Below are 20,242 nucleotides of genomic sequence, written 5' to 3'. Positions count from 1 at the left end.
ACAGCAAGCAAGCGATCGAGTAGCGGCCAGAAGGTGACCGCTACCCGCGATACGTTCTGAGTCTCATCAGCGAGTGGGAGGGAACTCAGATGGACTGGAAGCTGGAGCTGGTCTCGGTGCCGGTCGCGGACGTGGACCGGGCCAAGGCGTTCTACACCGAGAAGATCGGCTTCAACGCCGACCACGACTACCAGGTCACCGACGAACTGCGGTTCGTCCAGCTGACCCCGCCCGGCTCGGCGTGCTCGATCGCCATCGGCACCGGGATGCCGCAGGCCGAGCCGGGGTCCGTGCGCGGCCTGCAGGTGGTGGTCGCGGACGTCGCCGCCGCGCGGGCCGAGCTGGTCGATCGCGGAGTCGAGGTCAGCGAGGTGCAGGACTTCGCCTGGGGCAGCTTCGTCTTCTTCGACGACCCCGACGGCAACGGCTGGGCGCTGCAGCAACTCCCGGACCGCGGCTGACCCGATCGTGCGGGGCGGGGCGGGACGGATTTAGGGACGGACGGTTCGAAAAGTCCTTACCTGGTTGGGAATGAACGCCGGGTTTCCGGTGTTCGGACAGTTCGAGATACCGCTGGGTTCGCGGTGGTGACCGGTTGTAAGGTGGCCTTTGGTTGAGCAGCCAGCCGGCGTTGGATGCGTCGACGACTGCGGTCCCTGCCGAGGACGACTATGACCGATCTGCATCACCACCCGATCCCTGCTGTTCGACGCCGTAAAACCGTCTCCGCCCCTGTTCAGAAGTCTGGTGCCATGCCTGTTGCCACCTCCGTGCGCCCCACCAGCCCGCGGCCGGAAGAAGTCCAGGTCCAGCTGGGCGGTCGATGGATCGCCGGCCAGGCGCTGGCCCACCGCAGCGGCGAAGTGCTGGTCAGCCACCACGGCCACTTGGTCTGGGTGGACCAGCAGTCCGTCCGCAAGTCCTAACTACACAGCAGTAGTTCCGGCCACCAGGTTGCCGATCGCCACGGCGGCCTCGGCCCCGCTCGGGTCGAACCGGTTCTTGGTCAGCCCGAAGCTCACACCGCTGGCGGTATCTGCCCAGGCCGCGCTGCCACCGGTCCCCGGCATGCCGAACGTTGTCCGAGCCTGTGTCGCTGAAGATCCGAGGCGGCCGAGCGGCAGTCCCAGCGTCCAGGTCGCTGGATTCCCCATCAGTTCGTCGACCCCGGTCAGGGCTGGGCTGGTGATCTCCTTCGTGCGCGCTGGGCTGAACAGTCGCACTCCATCCACTTCACCGAGCATTCCGGCGTACAGCTTCGCGATCCCGCGCGCCGTGAGCGTGCCGGCCGAGGGGATGTCCGCCGTCAGTACGTCGGCGCGGTTGGCGAACCTGGCGGTCGCCATCACGGCCGCCGGCATCAGCTTGCCGAACGGGCCAGGCGGCAGCGTCTCGCTTCCGTCGAGCTTGGCTACCCGGGGCAACTCGGTCGCCGGGACTCCGAAGTACAGGTCGTCGGCGATGCCGAGTGGCTCGGTGACGAACTCGCGGAGTACCTCGGAGATCGGTTTGCCGGTGGCCCGGCGGATCAGCTCGCCGATCAGGAAGCCGAAGGTCAGGGCGTGGTAGGTCGTCTTGGCGCCGGGCTCCCACCACAGTTCGGCCTCGGCGAGCGCAGTCGTCATGGTGGACCAGTCGGTCAGGTCCTCGACCGTGGTCCACGCCGGTAAGGCCGGGAGGCCGACCGAATGCGTGAGCACGTGCCGCAGCGTCGCCTTCTCCTTGCCGCCGCCCGGTACACCGAACTCCGGCCACAGCTCGACGATCGGCTGGTCGTAGGCGAGCAGACCGCGGTCGACCAGGACGTTCGCGATCGTCGCGGTGGCTGCCTTGGCGGTCGAGGCGCTGTAAAAGAGCGTGTCCTTGGCGACCGGTCGTCCGGTCGCGAGGTCGGCCACGCCCGCCACGGCGTCTACGAGCAGCTCACCCTTGCGGTAGACCGCCACCTGTATGCCGGTATCGGCTCCAGAGGAGACCAGGTTGTCGATCTTGTCCTGTACCAGCGTCTGGAGGTCCATGTGCCTAGGTCGGAGTCGGCTTGTCGTTCTGTACATGGGCCTTGAGCTCTTCCAGGTACTGGTCGATGGGGCCGAGGTTGACCAGGCCGCTACCTGCTGCCAGTTGGCCGGCCGCAGGAGTCAGTACGTCCAGGGCGCGCCGCATGGTTGGCTGATCCCCTTGCTCGATGGCTGTCTTGGCGAGTTGGCACCAATGGGCCTCTAGCAGGAGGTCGTTGCGTGGTTCTGTCTGCGGGGTCGCCTGCTGCAGGTCCGCCACCAGGCCAGGCATGCTTGAGGCGTCGACCAGCTGGTACGCGGCTTCGTCGCCTGCCCGCATGGCTCGGTACAAGGTGGTGAAGACGGCTACTAGCGGCAGCTCTCGCTTTGCGGCTAGGGCATCGGCGGCTGCTGCGTGGGTGTCGGCAGTGGCGAAGTCCTGTAGGGCGCTTCGGGCTTGCACGCGGATGAGGTGGCCCAGTACTTCGTAGGTGGTCAGGTCGTGGCGACTGGCCAAGGTGATCAGCTCGGCGCCGATCTGGTCGCGTTCTGGGGCCAGGCCGGCTCGGTAGAAGGTCTGCATGAACAGGCCGTTGAGGGCGAAGGCGAGCAGGGCCGGGTCCTCTAGCTGTCTGGCGAGTTCTACTGCTTCCTGCGCTGCGGCTAGTGCTCGGGTGCTGTTGCTGCCGCGCGATTCGATCGCCACTGTCGCCAGGAGACGGGCTCGGGCTGCCGGCTGGGTCGCGGCTGTCAGAGCCCGCTCTGAGGCGGCAACGATCGCATCGGCCTGCTGCTGGTCGTCGGAACGCGTCCAGATCGCCGGTACGTCGTACAGGCCGATGACCCGGGCTGTCAGCTCGGGGTCGCCCAGTTCCTCGGCCGCTGTGATGGCGGCCAGTCTGTGTTCGCGGGCCGCTTCCAGGCCGGTTCCGCCGGTCACCGCGAGGTTGCGGAGGAGTCCGACGGTCGACTCGAGCCGTGCGCGTGCGGTGGAGGCCACAGCTCGGTCATAGGCGGCAGTGGCTTTGGCCCAGACCTGTCCGGCCGCTTGGGGGTTCAGGTGCTCGGACTGGTTGAGGATGTCGGTCTCGAGTTGCTGGAGGGCTGGGGTGGGGTCGATGCCGAGTTGTTGGATCAGGAGGGTCCGGGCGTTTCGTAGTACGGCTAGAGCGTCGCCCTGGCGGTCGGAGCGGTACAGGGCCAGCGCTAGCAGGCGCCAGGCATCCTCGCGCCACGGGTGCTCGGCCACATGCGCGTCCAGGGTCGGTACTGCGTCCGCTGCGAGGCCCAAGGCGAGTTGGGCTTCGGCTTGGCGTTCGATGGCGGTCAGCCGGAGCTCGGCGAGTTTGGAGCGCTCGGCGTGGGCCCAGGGGGCGTCGGCGAACTCCGCGTAGGCGGGGCCCCGCCACCAGTCCAGTGCTTCTTGTAGCTCTTCTAGTGTTGGCTGCCGGGCCATCAGCTGCTCGAAGCGCCAGGCGTCGACGTCTGTTGCTTTCAGGGCATAGCCGGGGCCATCGGTGATGAGCAGCGTGGGTTTTGAACGCGGTGGGCGGTCGGGTTCCAATGCTCGTCGCAGTGCCGCGACGAAGGTGCGGACCGCACTGGTGGCGCCGTCCGGCGGGACCGTCCACAGGTCGGCGACCAGCGAGTCGACGGGGACGACGCGGCCGCGGGCGATGATCAGGCGGGCGAGTACTGCGCGGTGGCGCGGGCCCTTGAGTGCGAGCTCCACACCGTCCCGCCAGGCCGTGACCGGTCCGAGTACGCCGAAAGCCACCACTCGGTCACCGTATAGCGCTGCTCATCGGATGCTCATCGGCGCGCGGCAGGCTTCGGGGTGTGACAGACGAAATGACTATCCCTGGATTCGGCTACCAGCGCATCGAGGTCGCCGAAGGTGTCTCACTCAACGCGGCCGTCGGCGGCCAAGGCAGCCCGATCGTGCTCCTGCACGGCTTCCCGCAGACCCACCTGATCTGGCGGCACGTCGCCGCTTCGCTGGCCACCGATCACACCGTGATCTGCCCCGATCTGCGCGGGTACGGCGACAGCGACAAGCCGGTCGAGGCCGACGGTACGACGTACTCGAAGCGCACGATGGGCGCCGACATCGTGGCCCTGGCCAAAGCTCTGGGTCATGAGCGCTTTGCGTTGGTCGGGCATGACCGCGGTGCCCTGGTGGCGTTCCGGGCCGGGCTCGACCACCCGGACAAGATCACTCACCTGGCCTGCCTCGACGTACTGCCGACCCTGGACATGTGGGACGCGATGCACGGCGTCAACGCGGCCGTCGCCTTCCACCTGTACCTGATGGCCCAGCCGCCCGGCCTCCCCGAGCAACTGATCGCCTCAGCTCCCGACGCCTTCTTCGGCTACTTCCTGGACCTGTGGATCAAGGACCCGGCCGCGATCCCCGCCGGCATCCGCGCCACCTACCTGAAGGCCTCCCGCGAGGCGATCCCCTCGATCGTCGCCGACTACCGAGCCAGCGCCGGCATCGACATCACCCACGACCGCGAAGACCTTGCTGCCGGCAACAAGCTGACGATGCCCGTCGCGGTGATCCAGCAGGACTGGGGCTCCGCCCTCGGCTTCGACGCGGCAGCCCTCTGGTCCGCCTGGGCCCCCAACCTCCACCACTCCACCACCACCGCCGGCCACTTCATGGCCGAGGAGTCCCCGGACGAAATCACCAAGACAATCAGATCCCTCACCGACTAGCCGGTGGTCACGCGATGTGGGCTGGGCGGGGCTAACCTCTGGCATGGAGTTGCGGCAGTTGGAGTACTTCGTGGCGGTGGCGCATGAGCGGAGTTTCACGCTGGCGGCGCGACGGCTGCATGTGGTGCAGAGTGCGGTCAGTGCGGCGATCGCGTCGCTGGAGAAGGACCTCAAGGTCACGCTGTTCGAGCGGAACGCGCAGCGCGTCGTACTGACTGAGGCTGGTACTGCGTTGCTACCCGAGGCGCTGGCCGTGATGGATGCGGTGCAAGGGGCCCGGGATGTGGTGGACGAGCTGGGCGCGGGGATGCGCGGGAGCGTGCGGGTCGGGCTGTTGCCTGGGCTCGGGTTGATCGACCTGCCTGCCGCGGCTGGTGAGTTCAGGCGGCGGTACCAGAACGTCGAACTGCAGTTGCGGGTCGAGCCCGAGGGGTCGGCCGGGGTGGTCGTCGGGCTGCGCAACGGGGACATCGACGTCGGCTTCCTCGGTGTCGGTGCGGGCAGTGTGCCGCGGGAGCTGACCGCGTGGGAGCTGCTGAAGGTGCCGCAGGTGCTCGCCGTACCCGTCGGTCACCGGCTGGCACGGCGCCGGTCCGTGGTGCTGACCGACCTCGCCGACGAGGCCTTCGTGGACTTCCCGCCGGGCTTCGGCACCCGGACGCTGATCGACCAGAAGTTCGAGGCGGCGGGTCTCGAGCGGCACGTCGTGGTGGAGGCGCTCGGCATCGACAACGGCGTCCAGTTCGTCCGGCACGGTGTAGGGCTCGGCATCCTGCCCGGCTATGCCGTCGCCGGCGACGAGAAGATCCGCTCGATCCCGATCGTCGGCGAGACCTTCCAGTGGTCGCTCTACATGGCCACCCTCCGGAAGCGGAAGCCGTCCGCCGCGCTCCGGGCGCTGCTCGGTCTGGTCACCGCCCACCTGCAGCACCCCGCCGGAACCGAGGTCGGTCGGGATCTGATGGATCAATGAAACTGATCTGTCCATCGAGATGAGTCGTTGGACTTGATCCATCCTCCGCAGCAAGATCTAAGTGTCAGCAAAAACCACGACACCTAGATCTGGAGCAGGACGATGACTGAGAACACAACCACCACCGAGCGGGTCGCGATCGTGACCGGCGGCTCGCGGGGAATCGGGCGGGAGACCGCCGGCCGCCTCGGGCGGGACGGATACGCCGTGGTGGTGACCTACAGCGGTAGCCCCGCCGAGGCCGACCAGGCCGTCAAGGAGGTCGAGCAGGCCGGCGGCCGGGCGATCGCGGTCCAGGCCGACGTCGCCGACGAGAAGGCCGTGAGCGCCCTCTTCGACCGGGCCGAGGAAGCGTTCGGTGGCGTCGACGTCGTCGTCCACGCGGCCGGCATCATGCCGCTGTCGCCGCTGAGCGACCTCGACCTCGACGTGTTCGACCAGGTCATCCGGACCAACCTCCGCGGCACCTTCGTCGTCGACCAGCAGGCTGCTCGCCGGGTCCGCAGCGGCGGCGCGATCATCAACCTCTCCAGCTCGCTCACCAGGCTGGCCCGCCCGGGCTACTCGGCGTACGCCGCGTCCAAGGGTGGCGTCGAGGCGATCACGCTGATCCTCGCCCGCGAACTCCGCGGCCGCGACATCACCGTCAACGCCGTCGCCCCCGGCCCGACCGCGACCGCCATGTTCTTCGACGGCAAGCCGCAGGAGATCATCGACCGGATCACCGCCGAGCCCCCGCTGGAGCGCCTCGGCCAGCCCGAGGACATCGCTGAGATCGTCCACTTCCTGGCCGGTCCCGCTCGCTGGATCAACGGCCAGGTCATCTACGCGAACGGCGGCTCGGCGGCATGACCAAGACGATCCTGATCAGCGGTGCGTCGAGCGGTTTCGGCGCCCTAGCCGCCCACGCGCTCGCCGACGCAGGCCACATCGTGTACGCCGGAATGCGTGGCCTCGCCGGTCACAACGCCTCAGCCGCGGCCGAGGCCAAGCAGTACTCCGACCAGCATCACGTCGACCTCCGCGCTGTCGAGCTTGACGTCAGTACCGAGGAGTCGGTCGAGCAGGCCGTCCAGACGGTCATCGCCGAGCAGGGCAAGCTCGACGTACTGATCCACAACGCTGGTCACATGGTCCTCGGTCCCGCCGAGGCGTTCACCCCGGAGCAGCTGGCCGACATCTACGACACCAACGTCATCGGCACGCAGCGACTCAACCGAGCGGCCCTGCCGCATCTGCGCGAGCAGCGCGACGGGCTGGTGGTCTGGGTCGGCAGCTCGAGTACCCGCGGCGGCACCCCGCCGTACCTGGCTCCGTACTTCGCAGCCAAGGCCGGTATGGACGCACTGGCCGCCAGCTACGCGCTGGAGCTGGCCAGGTTCGGTATCGAGACCACCATCATCGTGCCGGGTGCTTTCACCAGCGGTACCAACCACTTCGCCCACAGCGGCAGGCCGTACGACGCAGAGGTGGCCGCCGCGTACGACGAGAAGTACGCCGGCCTGATGGACCAGGTCTCGGAGAAGCTGGCCGAACTCGAGCCCGAGTGGGCGGATGTGGCCGAGGTGGCCAAGGCGATCGTCACTGTCGTCGATACCGAGAAGGGCCGTCGTCCGTTCCGGGTGCACATCGATCCGTCCGAGGACGGTGCCTCCGTGGTCAACCCGGTCGCCGATCGGGTCCGCGCCGAGCTCCTGCGCCGGATCGGGCTCGAAGACCTGCTGCACCCAGCGGTCTGATCATGGGACTCATCGACGTCCACGCGCACTTCCTGCTTCCGGACTACGTCGCAGCAGCCGAGCGGGCCGGGCATGTCCGGCCCGACGGGCTGCCGGCCTGGCCGGAGTGGAGTGCGCAGCGGCACCTGGACCTGATGGACAACACCGGGATCGCCAAGTCGGTGCTCTCGGTGTCGTCGCCAGGGGTCCACTTCGGAGACGACTTCCGGGCGCAGGTGCTCGCGCGGCGGGTCAACGAAGCAGCGGCCGAGCTGGGCAGGCAGCACCCGGGTCGGTTCGGGTTCTTCGCGAGCCTGCCGTTGCCGGATGTCGATGGGGCGTTGGTGGAAGCGCAGTACGCGCTGGATGTGTTGCAGGCGGATGGCGTCGTACTGACCAGCAATGCTGGCGGGCAGTACCCGGGAGACCCGTCGTGGGATCAGCTGTGGCGGGAGTTGGATGCGCGGGCGGCGGTGGTGTTCCTGCATCCCACCTCGCCGCCGCAGTGGCGACAGGTTGCGCTGGACCGGCCGCGGCCGATGATCGAGTTCCTGTTCGACAGTGCGCGCGCAGTCGCCGACTTGGCATTGACCGGGGTCTTCAGCCGCTTCCCGAAGGTCCAGTTCATCGTCACCCACACCGGCGGAGTTCTACCGCTACTAGGCGACCGCCTCGATCCCTACCGACCTACCTCCGGTGACCTGCCCAGCGTCTCCTCTGAACTGCAGGGGCTCTGGTACGACCTCGCCGGTACCCCGGTGGCCGATATCGACCATCTCCTCTACGGCAGCGACCACTGCTTCACTCCGGCTTCGGCGGTTGCCGCGCAAATCGCTGCCCTCGACCAATCACCCATTGCCGCCAACTGGCGGACCCGCACGACAGCGAACGCAGTACAGCTACTGGGGGAACGCGTCAGCGTGTGAGAGTGAGTGGGCGAAGGCGATCGTCCGGGCCCGGTCTTCCGCAGTACCGACCGGGGCGATCATGAACTCGGTAGTGCCCGCGTCGGCGAACCGCTGGAGCTGGCGGTAGACCTCGGCCTCGTCGCCTAGTACTGCGGTGTCCTCCGGTCCCATGGCGGCGCCCCGGTCGAGGATCGCGCGGTAGGCCGGCAGGGAGCCGGCCAGCCCGTAGTGATCCTTGATCCATTGCCGAGCGGCGATCGGATCGCTGGTGACGGCGACGCAGACGCAGGCGACGATTTCCTTACCGGGTAAAGCTTTGTCGAGGGTCGGGCGGATGTAGTCGGCGATCACCTCAGGGCCTGCCCAGCTGGTGATCGTGCCGTCGGTCAGCTCGCCGGCGATCCGGAGCATGCGTGGGCCGAGCGCCGCGATCAGCAGCTCGGGCGCCTCGGCGCCGTCGATCGCCACCTTGCCTCTGGCGGTGAGCAGGCCTTCGTGGTCGACCGGCCGGCCGGCGAGCAGGGGAGCCAGTACTTCGACGTACGAGCGCATGTACTTCGCCGGCTGGTCCATCGACAGCCCGTACTGTCCCTCGACGATCACCGGATGGCTCGAGCCGATGCCGAGCGTCAGCCGATTGCCCGTCGCGGCCTGCACGCTGAGCGCCTGCGCGGCCAGCGCGAGCGGATGCCGCGGATAGATCGGTACGACGCCGACGCCGAACCGGATCTCCGGCACGAGTGGCGCGAGGGCGGTGATCAGCGAGAGTGAGTCCCAGCCGTCGCGCTGACTGAACCAGATCCGGCTGATCCCGTGCTCCTGCGCGGCCTGGGTATCCGCAGCGATCTCGTCGAGGCGGCGGGCGGCGTCTTCGATCCAGAGTCCGATTCTCATGTCCACCAGTCAACGAGTGCTGGGGCTCGGGACCAAGACCCGATTACGCTGTTCAGCGATAAGGATCCGTGATTGATGGGGGCGTCCATGGAGCTACGGCAACTCCGGTACTTCGTGACCGTGGCCGAGGAACTGCACTTCGGCAAGGCCGCCGAGCGGCTCGCCATCGTCCAGCCGGCCGTGAGTCAACAGGTCGCCCGGCTCGAACGCGAACTCGGCCTGCGCCTGCTCGACCGGTCGTCGCGACGGGTCACTCTGACCGGCGATGGCGAGCGGATGCTCCGGGAGGCCCGTGCGGTTCTGGCCGCGGCGGACCGTGCCACCGAGGTGGCGGCGGAACTGGCGGCCGGCCAGGCCGGCGTAATCCGGATCGGTTCGAGCGCCGGATTGCGGGAGCGGCTGGATCGCGGGCTGTCCGCCCTGCGGAAGGCGGCGCCGGGGATCGAGATAAAACTCAACTCCCGGCCACCGGGCGAGCAGGTGGAGGCGGTACGCAGCGGGGAGCTCGACATGGCCTTCGTCCGGGGCCCGGTGACTGCGGCCGGAGTACGGGCGATCCCGTTGTGGGAGGAGCCGCTGTCGGTGCTGCTGCCGTCGTCGTACGGGAGCGATGCCGGGGTGAAGCTCGTCGATCTGGCAGCGTTGCCGTTGCGGCTGCCGCCGGACGATCCGACGTTGGCTGATCGTCTGTTGGCTGCTTGCCGGGAGGCTGGATTCGAGCCGTTGACGGGACGCCCGGTGACCAACTTCGAGGACACCGTCGTCGAGATGACCAACGGGTCGCCGGCCTGGACCGTCGTCTACGGCAACGCCTGCGAATCGGGCGAGGAGCCGCTGTGGATGGGCCCGTTCGACCCGCCGATGACGGTCAGCGGGCAGCTCGTAGTACGGGAAAGCCCGGCGCCGCCCTGCCTCGACGTGCTGGTCCGGGCCTTCGCCTGACCCTGCCCGATTCCTGAGACGAGACTGCCTGGGGAAGCGTTTCCAGGCGTACAGTTCAGACCCGTTGAGTAATCAACAAGAAGCCCCGGTGGTGCTGTCAGGGCCCGCCGGGGCCTCTCCTGGCGACCGGGCTTATCGTTGGGTCCTGCAACCAAATACGTTCACTGTCGGGTGAGGCTTCGCCGTACCGCGAAGTGCCGGCCGTACTCCTCCGCCCCGGGGCAGCTCGATCAGCTGCGCCGGCCTGATCGACCCAGCGCGCAGGAGAACGGACACACGATGTCTGCCACCGAGACCTTGGCACCGCCCGACGCACGACCCACCGCGCTGCCGGCGCCACCGGCCGCCGTGGGGGATCCGGCGCTGACGCATCGGGAGATCCTCGAGATCCTGGCCGGGCTGCTGGCCGCGTTGTTCACCGCGATCCTCAGCTCGACCATCGTCAGCAACGCGTTGCCGACGATCATCGCCGACCTCGAGGGGTCGCAGACGCAGTACACCTGGGTGATCACCGCCAGCTTGCTCGCGATGACCGTGTCGACGCCGGTCTGGGGCAAGCTCTCCGACCTGATGAGCAAGAAGCTGCTCGTGCAGCTCGCGATCACGTTGTTCGTGATCGGGTCAGTGCTGGCCGGGATGGCGCACAACGTGCCGTTCCTGATCGGCGCGCGGGTCCTGCAGGGGCTCGCGATGGGTGGGCTGATGGCGCTGGCCCAGGCGATCATCGGGGCGGCGATCCCGCCGCGCGACCGCGGCCGGTACTCCGGGTACATGGGTGCCACGATGGCGTTGGCGACCGTCAGCGGCCCGCTCATCGGTGGGGTCATCGTCGACACGTCTTGGCTGGGGTGGCGTTGGTGCTTCTACGTCTGCGTCCCGCTGGCCGTGATCAGCCTGGTCGTGTTGCAGCGCTACCTGCATCTGCCGCTGGTCAAGCGCCGGGTGCGGATCGATTACCTCGGCGCTGTCTTGATCAGTGGCGCGGCCAGTCTGCCGTTGATCTGGGTGTCGTTCGCCGGCTCGCACTTTCCGTGGTGGTCGTGGGAGACGGGCGCGTATCTGGGCGGTGCCCTGGTGCTTGCGCTGCTGGCGGTCGTCGTGGAGACCAAGGCGAGTGAGCCGCTCGTACCGATGGGTGTGGTGCGCGAACGGACCACCGCGCTGGCGATCGTGGCGAGCCTCGCGGTCGGGGTCGCGATGTTCGGTAGTGCGGTGTTTCTCGGCCAGTACTTCCAGTTGGCTCGCGGTTACAGCGCGACCGAGGCCGGGTTGCTGACGATCCCGATGATGTTCGGCTCGTTCCTCGGGTCGGTCGGCGCCGGGCAGCTGATCACGCGATTCGGCAAGTGGAAGCGGTACCTGGTTCTCGGCGGGTTGTTCCTGGCGGCGGGGCTCGGAGTACTCGGCACGATCGACCACACCAGCCCGTACTGGTACATCGGCCTCGGCATGCTCGGCATGGGCATCGGGATGGGCATGATGATGCAGAACCTCGTACTCGCCGTGCAGAACACGGTCGACGTCAGCGAGGTCGGCGCGGCCAGTGCGTCGGTGACGTTCTTCCGCAGCCTCGGCGGTGCCGTCGGCGTCTCGGTCCTCGGAGCGGTCCTGGCGACGCGGGTCAAGGACCTCATCACCGAAAACCTCCAGGCCCTCGGCCCCGACGGCGCCGCCGCCGGCCGAGCCCTGCAAGACGGCTCCGGAACAAGCGTCCTCGACGTCGGCTCGCTCCCACCCCAGCTGGGTGAGATCGTGCGGCACGCATACGGCGACGCCACCGGCCGGATCTTCCTGATCGCAGCCTGCTCAGCCGTGGTCAGCCTGCTCGCGGTGTTGTTCATCCGCGAGGTCCCCCTTCGCCGCACAGTCGGAATAACGGACAACACGGACGCCGCTGGTGCCGGCGCTGGTTCTGCCGGAGCTGGTGCTGCTGGGGTCGGGGGATCGGGTGAGGTGAGCGCACCGGATGATCCGGCGCAGCGGGCTGCTGTGGTGGCTCTCGACGTGATCACCTCGGCCGAGCGGACCGCGCGTGAACGCGAACGTGAGGCCAGCGAGCGCGTACAAGCTGCCGCGACCGTCATCCGCCAGATGCGCACAGACGTAGCCGACCTCTTCACCCGAGTCGACCAGCAGATCGCCGACCTCGAGTCGACCCTCCCGGCACCTGTCGACCCGTCCAACCCGGCTGCCGCCCTCCTGAACGCCCAACGCCCCAACGACGACCTGGTCGACGAACTCCGCCGCTACGAACTGAGCGTCCTCTCCGCCAGCCAACGCACCGCCGACCACCTCCGCGAAACAGCCCGCACCGAAGCCGACGAACTACTAGCCACCGCCCGCGAGGAAGAAGAAGCCATCCGCCACCGGATAGCCGAACTGGAAGCGGTCGAGCACCGCCTCCTAGGCACAATCCGAGACGGCCTCTCCAACACCCCCACCCCGCCCGCCGCCCCACCCCCAGCCATCACCAACCCCCACGGCGCCGACTCCGACCACGCCGCCCACCCATCGCCCGGCGACTCCGGCCATGCCGCGCGCCCGTCCCACGAGCACTCCGACCACGCGGTCCACCCACCCCATGCCCCCGCCACCAACGGCTACCCGGCCCAACACGACCAGGACCGCCAAGCCTTCGGTTAACCCCACACCCAGTACGCCGACGCCCCTCCGCCCACCGTCGAACTAGCCACCCCACCCGAGATACCTGCCGACCGGCTCGGCTCACCGGCGTACCGGTCGAGCGAGCTCAACGGCCCACCTGATGTCCGGACCGCGCGTATGGAACTGGGCACCTTGAACACCATGTGGGGACCTTGGACAAGTTATTTCGTGTTCAAGGCCGCCGTTTGGTGTTCAAGGCCGCTGGTTGTGTCGAGCGTGGGGGTGTGTGGTCGGTTGGTGGGGGTGTCGGGGGAGGGTGGCATGCTCTGCGGGGTGGGTGGTTTAGCGGCGGGGGGTGTGGTGGCGGGCTGGGATGTGGAGCGGGTGGTGGCTCTGGCGCCGGATGCTGCTTCGGCTAAGGCTGCTCAGGGGCTGGCTCGGGTGGAGAAGTGGTCGGGGAGTGGGGCCTCGGAGCGGGCGTTGTGGGGGCTGTGTCAGGGGAGTGGGAAGAAGCCATATCAGACGGTGGTCGACCTGGCGGGGCCTGCGTTCAAGTGCTCGTGTCCTAGTCGGAAGTTTCCGTGTAAGCACGCGCTCGGGATCATGTTGCTGTCGGCGGCTGGGCAGCTGACGGAGTCGGCCGAGCCGGAGTGGGTCGCCAGTTGGATCGAGGAGCGGGCGGGCCGGGCGGAGAAGGCTGCTGAGAAGGCCGAGAAGAAGCCGGGTGAGGTAGCGGATCCGTTGGCGGCGCAGCAGCGGGTGGCTCGGCGGGCTGATCGGGTCTCGGCCGGGATGGCCGAGCTGGAGAGCTGGCTCGATGATCAGGTACGCCGCGGCCTCGGCGGGTTCGAGCAGCGTGGGTACTCCGAGCTGAGCCGTCTAGCCGCCCGCATGGTCGACGCACAGGCCCCGGGCGTAGCAGGCGCCGTACGCCGAGCCGCCGCCGTAGTCGGCCGCACCCACGGCTGGCCGGGCGAACTCCTCGAGGAGCTCTCCCTCATCCACCTCATCGTCTCGGCCCACAAGCGGCTCCCCGAGCTCCCACCCAGCCTCGCCGACACCGTCCAGTCCCGCATCGGCTGGACCGTCGAAACCGCCCGCGTCCTCGCAGAAGGCGAGAAAGTAGAAGACGACTGGCTGGTCCTAGGTCGCGTAATCGAACCAGACGACCACCTGACCGTACGACGCCTGTGGCTGCGCGGCTCCACCACTGGACGCCTAGCCCTCATCCTCACCTTCGCAGCCGGCGGCCGCCAGCTAGACCCACTCCCAGCCCGCCCCGGCGAACTGGTCCCAGCAGTCCTCTCCTACTACCCAGGCGCCCTCCCCATGCGAGCCCTGCTAACCCAAACCGCCCCACGCCTACCAGCCCCACGCCCAGGCGGCCTCACCGCCAAGCAAGCCCTCGCCTCCTACGTCGAATCGCTAGCGGCCGACCCCTGGAACGAGCGCTGGCCCCTGGTCCTCGCAGACGTCCGTCCAACCCCCAATGGCGACAACTGGGCCCTCATAGACGCCAACCAAGACGCACTGGAAGTCCTACCCGGCGTAGACCTCTGGAAGCTGCTAGCCGTCTCCGCAGGCGACCCAGTGACCGTCGCCGGCGAGTGGAACCGAGCAGGCTTCAAGCCGATGACCTGCTGGCACGGCGACCGCCCGGTGATCCTGTCATGAGGGGCTGGGACGGCCTGGTCAGCTCAGCACTGCTCGGTACCGACCGCAGACCACCCCGCTTCGAGGAACTCCCGCCGAAGATCCAGGAGCAACTCGGCGACGGCGGCCTACTCGACGCCGCCGCACTCGCGACCCTCTACAAGCGAGCCGGCCGCGTACCCCTCGAAGGCCTGACTCCTCTGCCCGCAACCCAGGGCGATGACAGCCCGCTTCCACGACCAGCCGCCATCCGCCGCCTGTCCGCCATGCTCACCGGCTTCCAAAGCACCGCTTTGGGTGAGTGGCTCAGAGCCGCCGACGCCAAGGGCTGGGGCGTCCCGCCGGAGCTCCTCCCCGCCCTGGCCGACTACGCGCGCAACCGAGCGGAGTACCGGCCACTGGTCGTGAAAGCAGCTGGCCGCAGAGCAAGCTGGCTGGCGGATCTCAACCCGGACTGGCGATTCCTGCACGAAGCAGTTGTCGAAGGCAACGATCACTGGACCCACGGCAACCCGACCCAGCGTCGCAGCTGGCTGCGCGCGTTGCGCAAGAGTGATCCGCCGGCAGCGTTGGAGGCGCTGGAAGAGGTCTGGCCCGCCGAGCCGGCCGCTGTCCGGCTTGACTTCCTCGGGTTGCTGGCAGCCGACCTGACTGATGCGGACGAGTCGTTTCTGGAGCGGGCGCTGGACGATCGCTCGAAGGAGGTTCGACGGGCGGCGGCGGGTCTCCTGCAGCGCGTCCCGGGTTCGCAGTACGGCGTACGCATGGCAGAGCGGGTCTGGTCGCATCTCACCGTCAGCCAGGGCGTTCTCGCCGTCGACCTCCCGACCAGGTTGACCAAGGCGATGGAGCGTGACGGTATCGAGCCCGAGCCGCAGGACGGTTTCGGCAAGCGGGCTTGGTGGTTCAGCCAGATCCTTGCCGCCGCCCCACTGACGACGTACGAGCTCGACTACCTCAAGCTGCCGGTCGAAGGCTGCTCGCCTGAGGTGCTCCAAGTCGCCTGGGCACAAGCGACCGTCCGTGAAGGCAACGCCGACTGGGCCCGCGCGATCCTGCTGGCGAACACCAGGACCGGCGGCCGGGTCGCGGAGTTGCTGAAAATCCTGCCGCCCGAGGAATGGGTGCCGGCCATCGAGCTACTACGCGCTCGGGTCGACATCGCCGACCTGGTCGGTGGCCTGCCGGTGCCCTGGCCGCCCCAGCTGGGCAAGGCGGTACTTGACCAGCTGGCCAGCCTCGGCTCCGATCGCCGGCATGCACGACTAGCGAGCATCGCAGCGCGCGCAGTACCAGCCGAGGTACTGGACCATCCGATTACCCGCGAGCAGACCGGTGACGAAGACACCTGGCGGCGGCGCCTGGTCGAGACCCTGAATTTCCGTCGTGAAATGTACGAGGAGCTGTCATGACCGAGGTAATGCGCCCGCACGCCGAGGACGAGTACGCCGTCGAGCTGGCCGCCCTGGCAGCCACCGACGACCGCACCCGGCCACCCTCGTGGAAGCTTTCGCCGGCCGCAGTGGTCACCTACCTCCTGGGTGGCAAGGCGGGAGACCTCGAGATCACCCCCAAGTACGTCGGCCCGCGGCGACTCGTCGAGGTCGCCGTCGCCACCCTTGCGACGGACCGCGCACTGCTACTGCTCGGCGTACCGGGTACTGCGAAGACGTGGGTCAGCGAGCACCTGGCCGCGGCGATCAGCGGCGATTCGACCCTGCTCGTGCAGGGGACGGCCGGCACCGCCGAGGAGTCGATCCGGTACGGCTGGAACTACGCGCAATTGATTGCCCAAGGCCCCAGTGAGCAGGCGCTGGTGCCGAGTCCGGTGTTCCGCGCGATGGCCGACGCGAAGATCGCCCGGATCGAAGAGCTGACCCGGATGCCGTCCGACGTCCAGGACGCGCTGATCACGATCCTGTCCGAGAAGGCGCTGCCGATCTCGGAGCTGGGTACGGAAGTCCAGGCCCGCAAGGGATTCAACGTCATCGCGACCGCCAACGATCGCGACAAGGGCGTCAACGAACTGTCCAGTGCGCTCAGACGACGGTTCAACACCGTCGTACTTCCGCTGCCCGACGATGCCGAGGACGAGGTCGGGATCGTCTCGCGCCGGGTCGCCCAACTCGGCTCGTCGCTCGAGCTGCCGCAGCAGGATGACGCGTTGGAGGAGATCCGCCGCGTCGTCACCGTGTTCCGCGAGCTGAGGTCCGGCCGGACAGAAGACGGCCGTACCGCCGTCAAGTCGCCGTCGGGCACGCTCTCGACGGCCGAGGCGATCAGCGTCGTCACCGGCGGACTCGCCTTGGCGGCGCACTTCGGCGACGGCGTACTGCGGTCGAACGACGTCGCCGGCGGCATCCTCGGAGCCGTGGTGAAGGACCCGTCAGCGGACCGGGTGGTCTGGTCGGAGTACCTCGAAACCGTGGTGCGCGAGCGCGACGGCTGGGCCGACTTCTACCGGGCATGCCGGGACATCTCGGGATGACCGTTCACCTGTTCGGCATCAGGCACCACGGTCCCGGGTCCGCCCGGGCGCTGGCGGCTGCCCTGACGGAGTTGCAGCCGGACATCGTGCTGATCGAGGGACCGCCCGAGGCCGACAAGGTGGTCGAGCTCGCCGCCTCCGAGGAGATGGTGCCGCCGGTGGCACTGCTCGCCTACGCGGCGGACGACTCGACCCGGGCCGCCTTCTGGCCGTTCGCCGTCTTCAGTCCGGAGTGGCAGGCGATCAAGCACGCGTTGGCGGCCGGCGTACCGGTGCGGTTCTGTGATCTGCCGGCCGCCTACCAGTTCGGTAGCTCGGGGAAGGAAGAGCGCAGGGGAGCATCGGCGGATCCGCTGGCGACGCTGGCCGCGGCGGGTGGGTACGACGATCCCGAGCGCTGGTGGGACGACGTGATCGAGCACCGGCGTGACGGCGCCGAGCCGTTCACGGTCATCGCCGAGGCGATGACCGAGCTGCGCCGTGGCGAGCAAGCGACCGGGCGGGAGGCGCAGCGCGAGGCGTACATGCGCACGACCTTGCGCAAGGCGATCAAGGAAGGATTCGAGCGGATCGCCGTCGTCTGCGGCGCCTGGCATGTCCCGGCCCTGCAAATCCCCTTGCCCACGGCAACACATGACCAGCAGATCCTGAGGGGCCTGCCGAAGCGCAAGGTCGCCTGTACCTGGGTGCCGTGGACGCATGGCCGCCTAGCCACCGCCAGCGGGTACGGCGCCGGCGTCACCTCACCAGGCTGGTACCACCATCTCTTCACCGCCCCCGACCAGATCACCACCCGGTGGCTGACGAAGGTCGCCCAGGTACTCCGCAAAGAAGACCTCCCCGTGTCGAGCGCGCACATCATCGAGGCCGTACGCCTCGCAGATGCCCTTGCTGCGTTGAGGGAACGCCCCCTCGCCGGGTTGAGCGAGGTCACCGAAGCCACTCGAGCGGTGATGTGTGGCGGCAACGAGGTACTGCTCAACCTGGTCACCCGCGAGGCCGTCGTCGGCGAGTTGCTGGGCGAAGTACCGGCCGAGACTCCGCAAGCACCGGTCGCGGCTGACCTTGCCGCGCAGGCCAAAACCCTCAGGTTGAAGCGAGACGCCGCCGAGCGGGTGATCGAGCTGGACCTGCGCAAGCCGAACGACCTGGCGAAATCGCGCCTGCTGCACCGACTCAGGATCCTCGGCATCGACTGGGGCCTGCCGACCGCGGATGAGCGCCGCAACCAAGGCACCTTCCGGGAGAGCTGGAAGCTCGCCTGGGATCCCGGTCTGGAGGTCGATCTCGTTGCCGCCGGCGCCCATGGCACTACGGTGCTCGGCGCCGCCACAACGACGATGCTCAAAGCCGCCGAGGATTCGGCGACCCTGGCCGAGGTGACCTCAGCATTGGAGCGTTCCCTGCTGGCCGACCTCGCAGACGCGCTGCCGACGCTCCTCCAAGGTGTCGACACCCGCGCCGCCAAGGACGCCGACGTCGGCCACCTGATGGCAGCACTACCCGCCCTCGCACGATCCGCCCGGTACGGCGACGTACGCGGCTCATCAGCCGAAGGCCTCGGCCTGGTCGCCGGACGCATGGTCTCGCGCGTCTGCGCTGGCCTCGGCCGAACCGTCCACGGCCTCGACCCCGAAGCAGCCGCCAAGGTCCTCGAACTCATCGACGACGTCCAAGACGCGACGGCCCTGCTGGATGAGGCCATCCGCGAAGAATGGCTCGCAACCCTGCAGGGCTTGAGCGACCGCGCCTCCGTACCGCCTCTGATCGCCGGCCGCCTCACCCGCCTGATGCTCGACACCTCCCGACTGGAAGCGACGGAGGTCGCCCTGAGGCTGGGCCGAGCGTTGTCGCCCGGTACGCCGACAGCCGACGCGGCCGGCTACGTCGAGGGCTTCCTGGCCGGTGGTGGACTCCTCCTGGTCCACGACGAACGCCTGCTAGCCCTGGTCGATACCTGGCTCGCGGCGATCCCCGACGATGCGTTCCTGGAGGCGTTGCCCTTGCTCCGCAGGACCTTCGGCACCTTCGCCTCACCAGAACGCCGCTCGATCGGCGACCGTGCCCGCGCACTCGCGGACCCAGCAGCCGCCGTCATCGCCGACGACAACGAGCTGGATTCGTTGTTGGCGGCATCGGTTCTCCCCGTCGTCAAGCGATTGCTGGGGGTGTGACGATGCCGGACGACGAACGCATGCGCCGGTGGCGAATGGTGCTCGGCAGCGAGGCCGACCCCGAGACCGGCTCAGAGCTGTCCTCCGCCGATCGTTCCGTCGACGCGGCCCTGGCGGCCCTGTACGACGCCGAACGCGGCGAACCGGGCACCAAGAGATCCGCTGGTTTGGGGTCGAGTGCGCCAAGAGTCGCCCGCTGGCTGGGCGACATCCGGCAGTACTTCCCGAGCACCGTCGTCCAGGTGATGCAGCGTGACGCGGTCGAGCGCCTCGGCATCACCCGGATGCTGATGGAACCCGAGCTGCTCAATGCGGTCGAGCCCGACGTCCACCTGGTCAGCACCCTGCTCGCGCTCAACGAGGTGATGCCCGAGGAGACCAAGCAGACTGCCCGCGAGGTAGTCGGCCGAGTCGTCGCCGAGTTGGAGGCCCGCCTCGCCGAGCGCACCCGGGCGGCGGTGACGGGCGCACTGGACCGCGCCGGCCGGACCGGTCGGCCACGGCACTCGGACATCGACTGGGACCGGACGATCCGCGCCAACCTCAAGCACTTCTCGCCGACGCTCGGCACGATCGTCCCGGACCGGTTGGTCGGCTACGCCCGGCGCAATCACAGCGTGCAGCGGGACGTCGTACTGGCGATCGACCAGTCGGGGTCGATGGCCGAATCCGTCGTCTACGCGAGCCTCTTCGGCGCAGTACTGGGGTCGATGCGCGCGCTGCGGACGAGCCTCGTCGTCTTCGACACGGCCGTCGTCGACCTCACCGAGGAGCTGGACGACCCGGTCGACGTCCTCTTCGGCACCCAACTCGGCGGTGGCACCGACATCAACCGCGCCGTCGCGTACTGCGAACAGCTCATCACCAGGCCAGGCGAAACGGTGATGGTCCTGATCAGCGACCTGTACGAAGGCGGCATCCGCGAGGAACTCCTGCGCAGGGCTCGCAACCTGGTCGAGTCCGGCGTCCAGCTGATCGCCTTGCTCGCGCTCTCGGACTCGGGCACCCCGTCGTACGACGCGGAGAACGCGGCCGCCCTCGCCGACCTCGGCGTACCGACCTTCGCGTGCACTCCCGAGCTCTTCCCCGACCTGATGGCGGCCGCGATCCGCCGCGACGACCTCTCCGCCTGGGCAGCGTCGAATATCGATTGAACAGCAGTGATTGACT

The 20,242-nt window shown here is 68.4% G+C and carries 17 protein-coding genes; 14 read left to right on the top strand and 3 right to left on the bottom strand.

Annotation, left to right across the window (positions count from 1 at the left end; all coding sequences use genetic code 11):
• Window positions 1–89: 89 nt before the first annotated feature.
• Together AB0M15_RS08510 and AB0M15_RS08505 are read left to right on the top strand one after the other, a co-directional pair.
• On the top strand, window positions 90–461 hold the full coding sequence (locus tag AB0M15_RS08510) for a VOC family protein (RefSeq protein ID WP_363815386.1): 372 nt from the start codon (window positions 90–92) through the stop codon (window positions 459–461).
• Window positions 462–752: 291 nt separating this feature from the next.
• Window positions 753–926, top strand: coding sequence for a hypothetical protein (locus tag AB0M15_RS08505; protein ID WP_363815384.1), 174 nt, complete (start codon window positions 753–755; stop codon window positions 924–926).
• Here the strand turns inward: AB0M15_RS08505 and AB0M15_RS08500 are convergent, their stop codons facing one another.
• The gene (locus AB0M15_RS08500; RefSeq protein ID WP_363815382.1) at window positions 927–2,018 is read right to left on the bottom strand and encodes a serine hydrolase domain-containing protein; all 1,092 of its coding nucleotides are present in this window, start codon (window positions 2,016–2,018) and stop codon (window positions 927–929) included.
• Between the two features lie 4 nt (window positions 2,019–2,022).
• Window positions 2,023–3,777 (bottom strand): BTAD domain-containing putative transcriptional regulator, encoded by a 1,755-nt coding sequence (locus AB0M15_RS08495; RefSeq protein WP_363815380.1) that lies wholly within the window; start codon window positions 3,775–3,777, stop codon window positions 2,023–2,025.
• Window positions 3,778–3,848: 71 nt separating this feature from the next.
• Here AB0M15_RS08495 and AB0M15_RS08490 point away from each other — a divergent pair, with 71 nt between their 5' ends.
• The 5 genes from AB0M15_RS08490 to AB0M15_RS08470 all read left to right on the top strand — a co-directional run bounded on the left by AB0M15_RS08490 (window position 3,849) and on the right by AB0M15_RS08470 (window position 8,335).
• The gene (locus tag AB0M15_RS08490) at window positions 3,849–4,718 is read left to right on the top strand and encodes an alpha/beta hydrolase (protein WP_363815378.1); all 870 of its coding nucleotides are present in this window, start codon (window positions 3,849–3,851) and stop codon (window positions 4,716–4,718) included.
• 43 nt (window positions 4,719–4,761) lie between these two features.
• On the top strand, window positions 4,762–5,691 hold the full coding sequence (locus tag AB0M15_RS08485) for a LysR family transcriptional regulator (RefSeq protein ID WP_363815376.1): 930 nt from the start codon (window positions 4,762–4,764) through the stop codon (window positions 5,689–5,691).
• A 102-nt stretch (window positions 5,692–5,793) separates the two neighbouring features.
• On the top strand, window positions 5,794–6,543 hold the full coding sequence (locus AB0M15_RS08480; protein ID WP_363815374.1) for an SDR family oxidoreductase: 750 nt from the start codon (window positions 5,794–5,796) through the stop codon (window positions 6,541–6,543).
• Window positions 6,540–7,430, top strand: coding sequence for an SDR family oxidoreductase (locus AB0M15_RS08475; RefSeq protein WP_363815372.1), 891 nt, complete (start codon window positions 6,540–6,542; stop codon window positions 7,428–7,430). The genes AB0M15_RS08480 and AB0M15_RS08475 overlap by 4 nt, the downstream gene beginning before the upstream one ends.
• 2 nt (window positions 7,431–7,432) lie before the next feature.
• Complete coding sequence (locus AB0M15_RS08470; RefSeq protein WP_363815370.1) at window positions 7,433–8,335, top strand: amidohydrolase family protein; 903 nt, start codon at window positions 7,433–7,435, stop codon at window positions 8,333–8,335.
• Here the strand turns inward: AB0M15_RS08470 and AB0M15_RS08465 are convergent.
• Window positions 8,309–9,211 carry a TIGR03564 family F420-dependent LLM class oxidoreductase gene (locus AB0M15_RS08465; RefSeq protein WP_363815368.1) on the bottom strand — a complete coding sequence of 301 codons (903 nt, stop codon included), beginning with the start codon at window positions 9,209–9,211 and terminating at the stop codon, window positions 8,309–8,311. The two genes, AB0M15_RS08470 and AB0M15_RS08465, sit on opposite strands and share 27 nt — an antisense overlap.
• Window positions 9,212–9,286: 75 nt before the next feature.
• Between AB0M15_RS08465 and AB0M15_RS08460 the strand changes: the two genes are divergently transcribed.
• The 7 genes from AB0M15_RS08460 (at window position 9,287) to AB0M15_RS08430 (ending at window position 20,226) form a co-directional block, all read left to right on the top strand.
• Window positions 9,287–10,153 (top strand): LysR substrate-binding domain-containing protein, encoded by an 867-nt coding sequence (locus AB0M15_RS08460; protein WP_363815366.1) that lies wholly within the window; start codon window positions 9,287–9,289, stop codon window positions 10,151–10,153.
• 279 nt (window positions 10,154–10,432) lie between these two features.
• The gene (locus AB0M15_RS08455) at window positions 10,433–12,796 is read left to right on the top strand and encodes an MFS transporter (RefSeq protein WP_363815364.1); all 2,364 of its coding nucleotides are present in this window, start codon (window positions 10,433–10,435) and stop codon (window positions 12,794–12,796) included.
• A gap of 282 nt (window positions 12,797–13,078) precedes the next feature.
• The gene (locus tag AB0M15_RS08450) at window positions 13,079–14,431 is read left to right on the top strand and encodes an SWIM zinc finger family protein (protein WP_363815362.1); all 1,353 of its coding nucleotides are present in this window, start codon (window positions 13,079–13,081) and stop codon (window positions 14,429–14,431) included.
• Window positions 14,428–15,822, top strand: coding sequence for a DUF5691 domain-containing protein (locus AB0M15_RS08445; protein ID WP_363815360.1), 1,395 nt, complete (start codon window positions 14,428–14,430; stop codon window positions 15,820–15,822). The genes AB0M15_RS08450 and AB0M15_RS08445 overlap by 4 nt, the downstream gene beginning before the upstream one ends.
• The gene (locus AB0M15_RS08440; RefSeq protein ID WP_363815358.1) at window positions 15,819–16,898 is read left to right on the top strand and encodes an AAA family ATPase; all 1,080 of its coding nucleotides are present in this window, start codon (window positions 15,819–15,821) and stop codon (window positions 16,896–16,898) included. The genes AB0M15_RS08445 and AB0M15_RS08440 overlap by 4 nt, the downstream gene beginning before the upstream one ends.
• Entirely contained in the window at window positions 16,895–19,072 is a 2,178-nt protein-coding gene (locus AB0M15_RS08435) for a DUF5682 family protein (protein WP_363815356.1), read from the top strand. The genes AB0M15_RS08440 and AB0M15_RS08435 overlap by 4 nt, the downstream gene beginning before the upstream one ends.
• On the top strand, window positions 19,069–20,226 hold the full coding sequence (locus tag AB0M15_RS08430) for a VWA domain-containing protein (protein ID WP_363815354.1): 1,158 nt from the start codon (window positions 19,069–19,071) through the stop codon (window positions 20,224–20,226). The genes AB0M15_RS08435 and AB0M15_RS08430 overlap by 4 nt, the downstream gene beginning before the upstream one ends.
• Window positions 20,227–20,242 lie beyond the last annotated feature (16 nt).

It is taken from the genome of Kribbella sp. NPDC051718, from assembly GCF_040681515.1.
Taxonomy (GTDB): domain Bacteria; phylum Actinomycetota; class Actinomycetes; order Propionibacteriales; family Kribbellaceae; genus Kribbella.
Note: the sequence above shows the minus strand (reverse complement) of the source record. Positions and strands in the feature narration are given on the sequence as shown.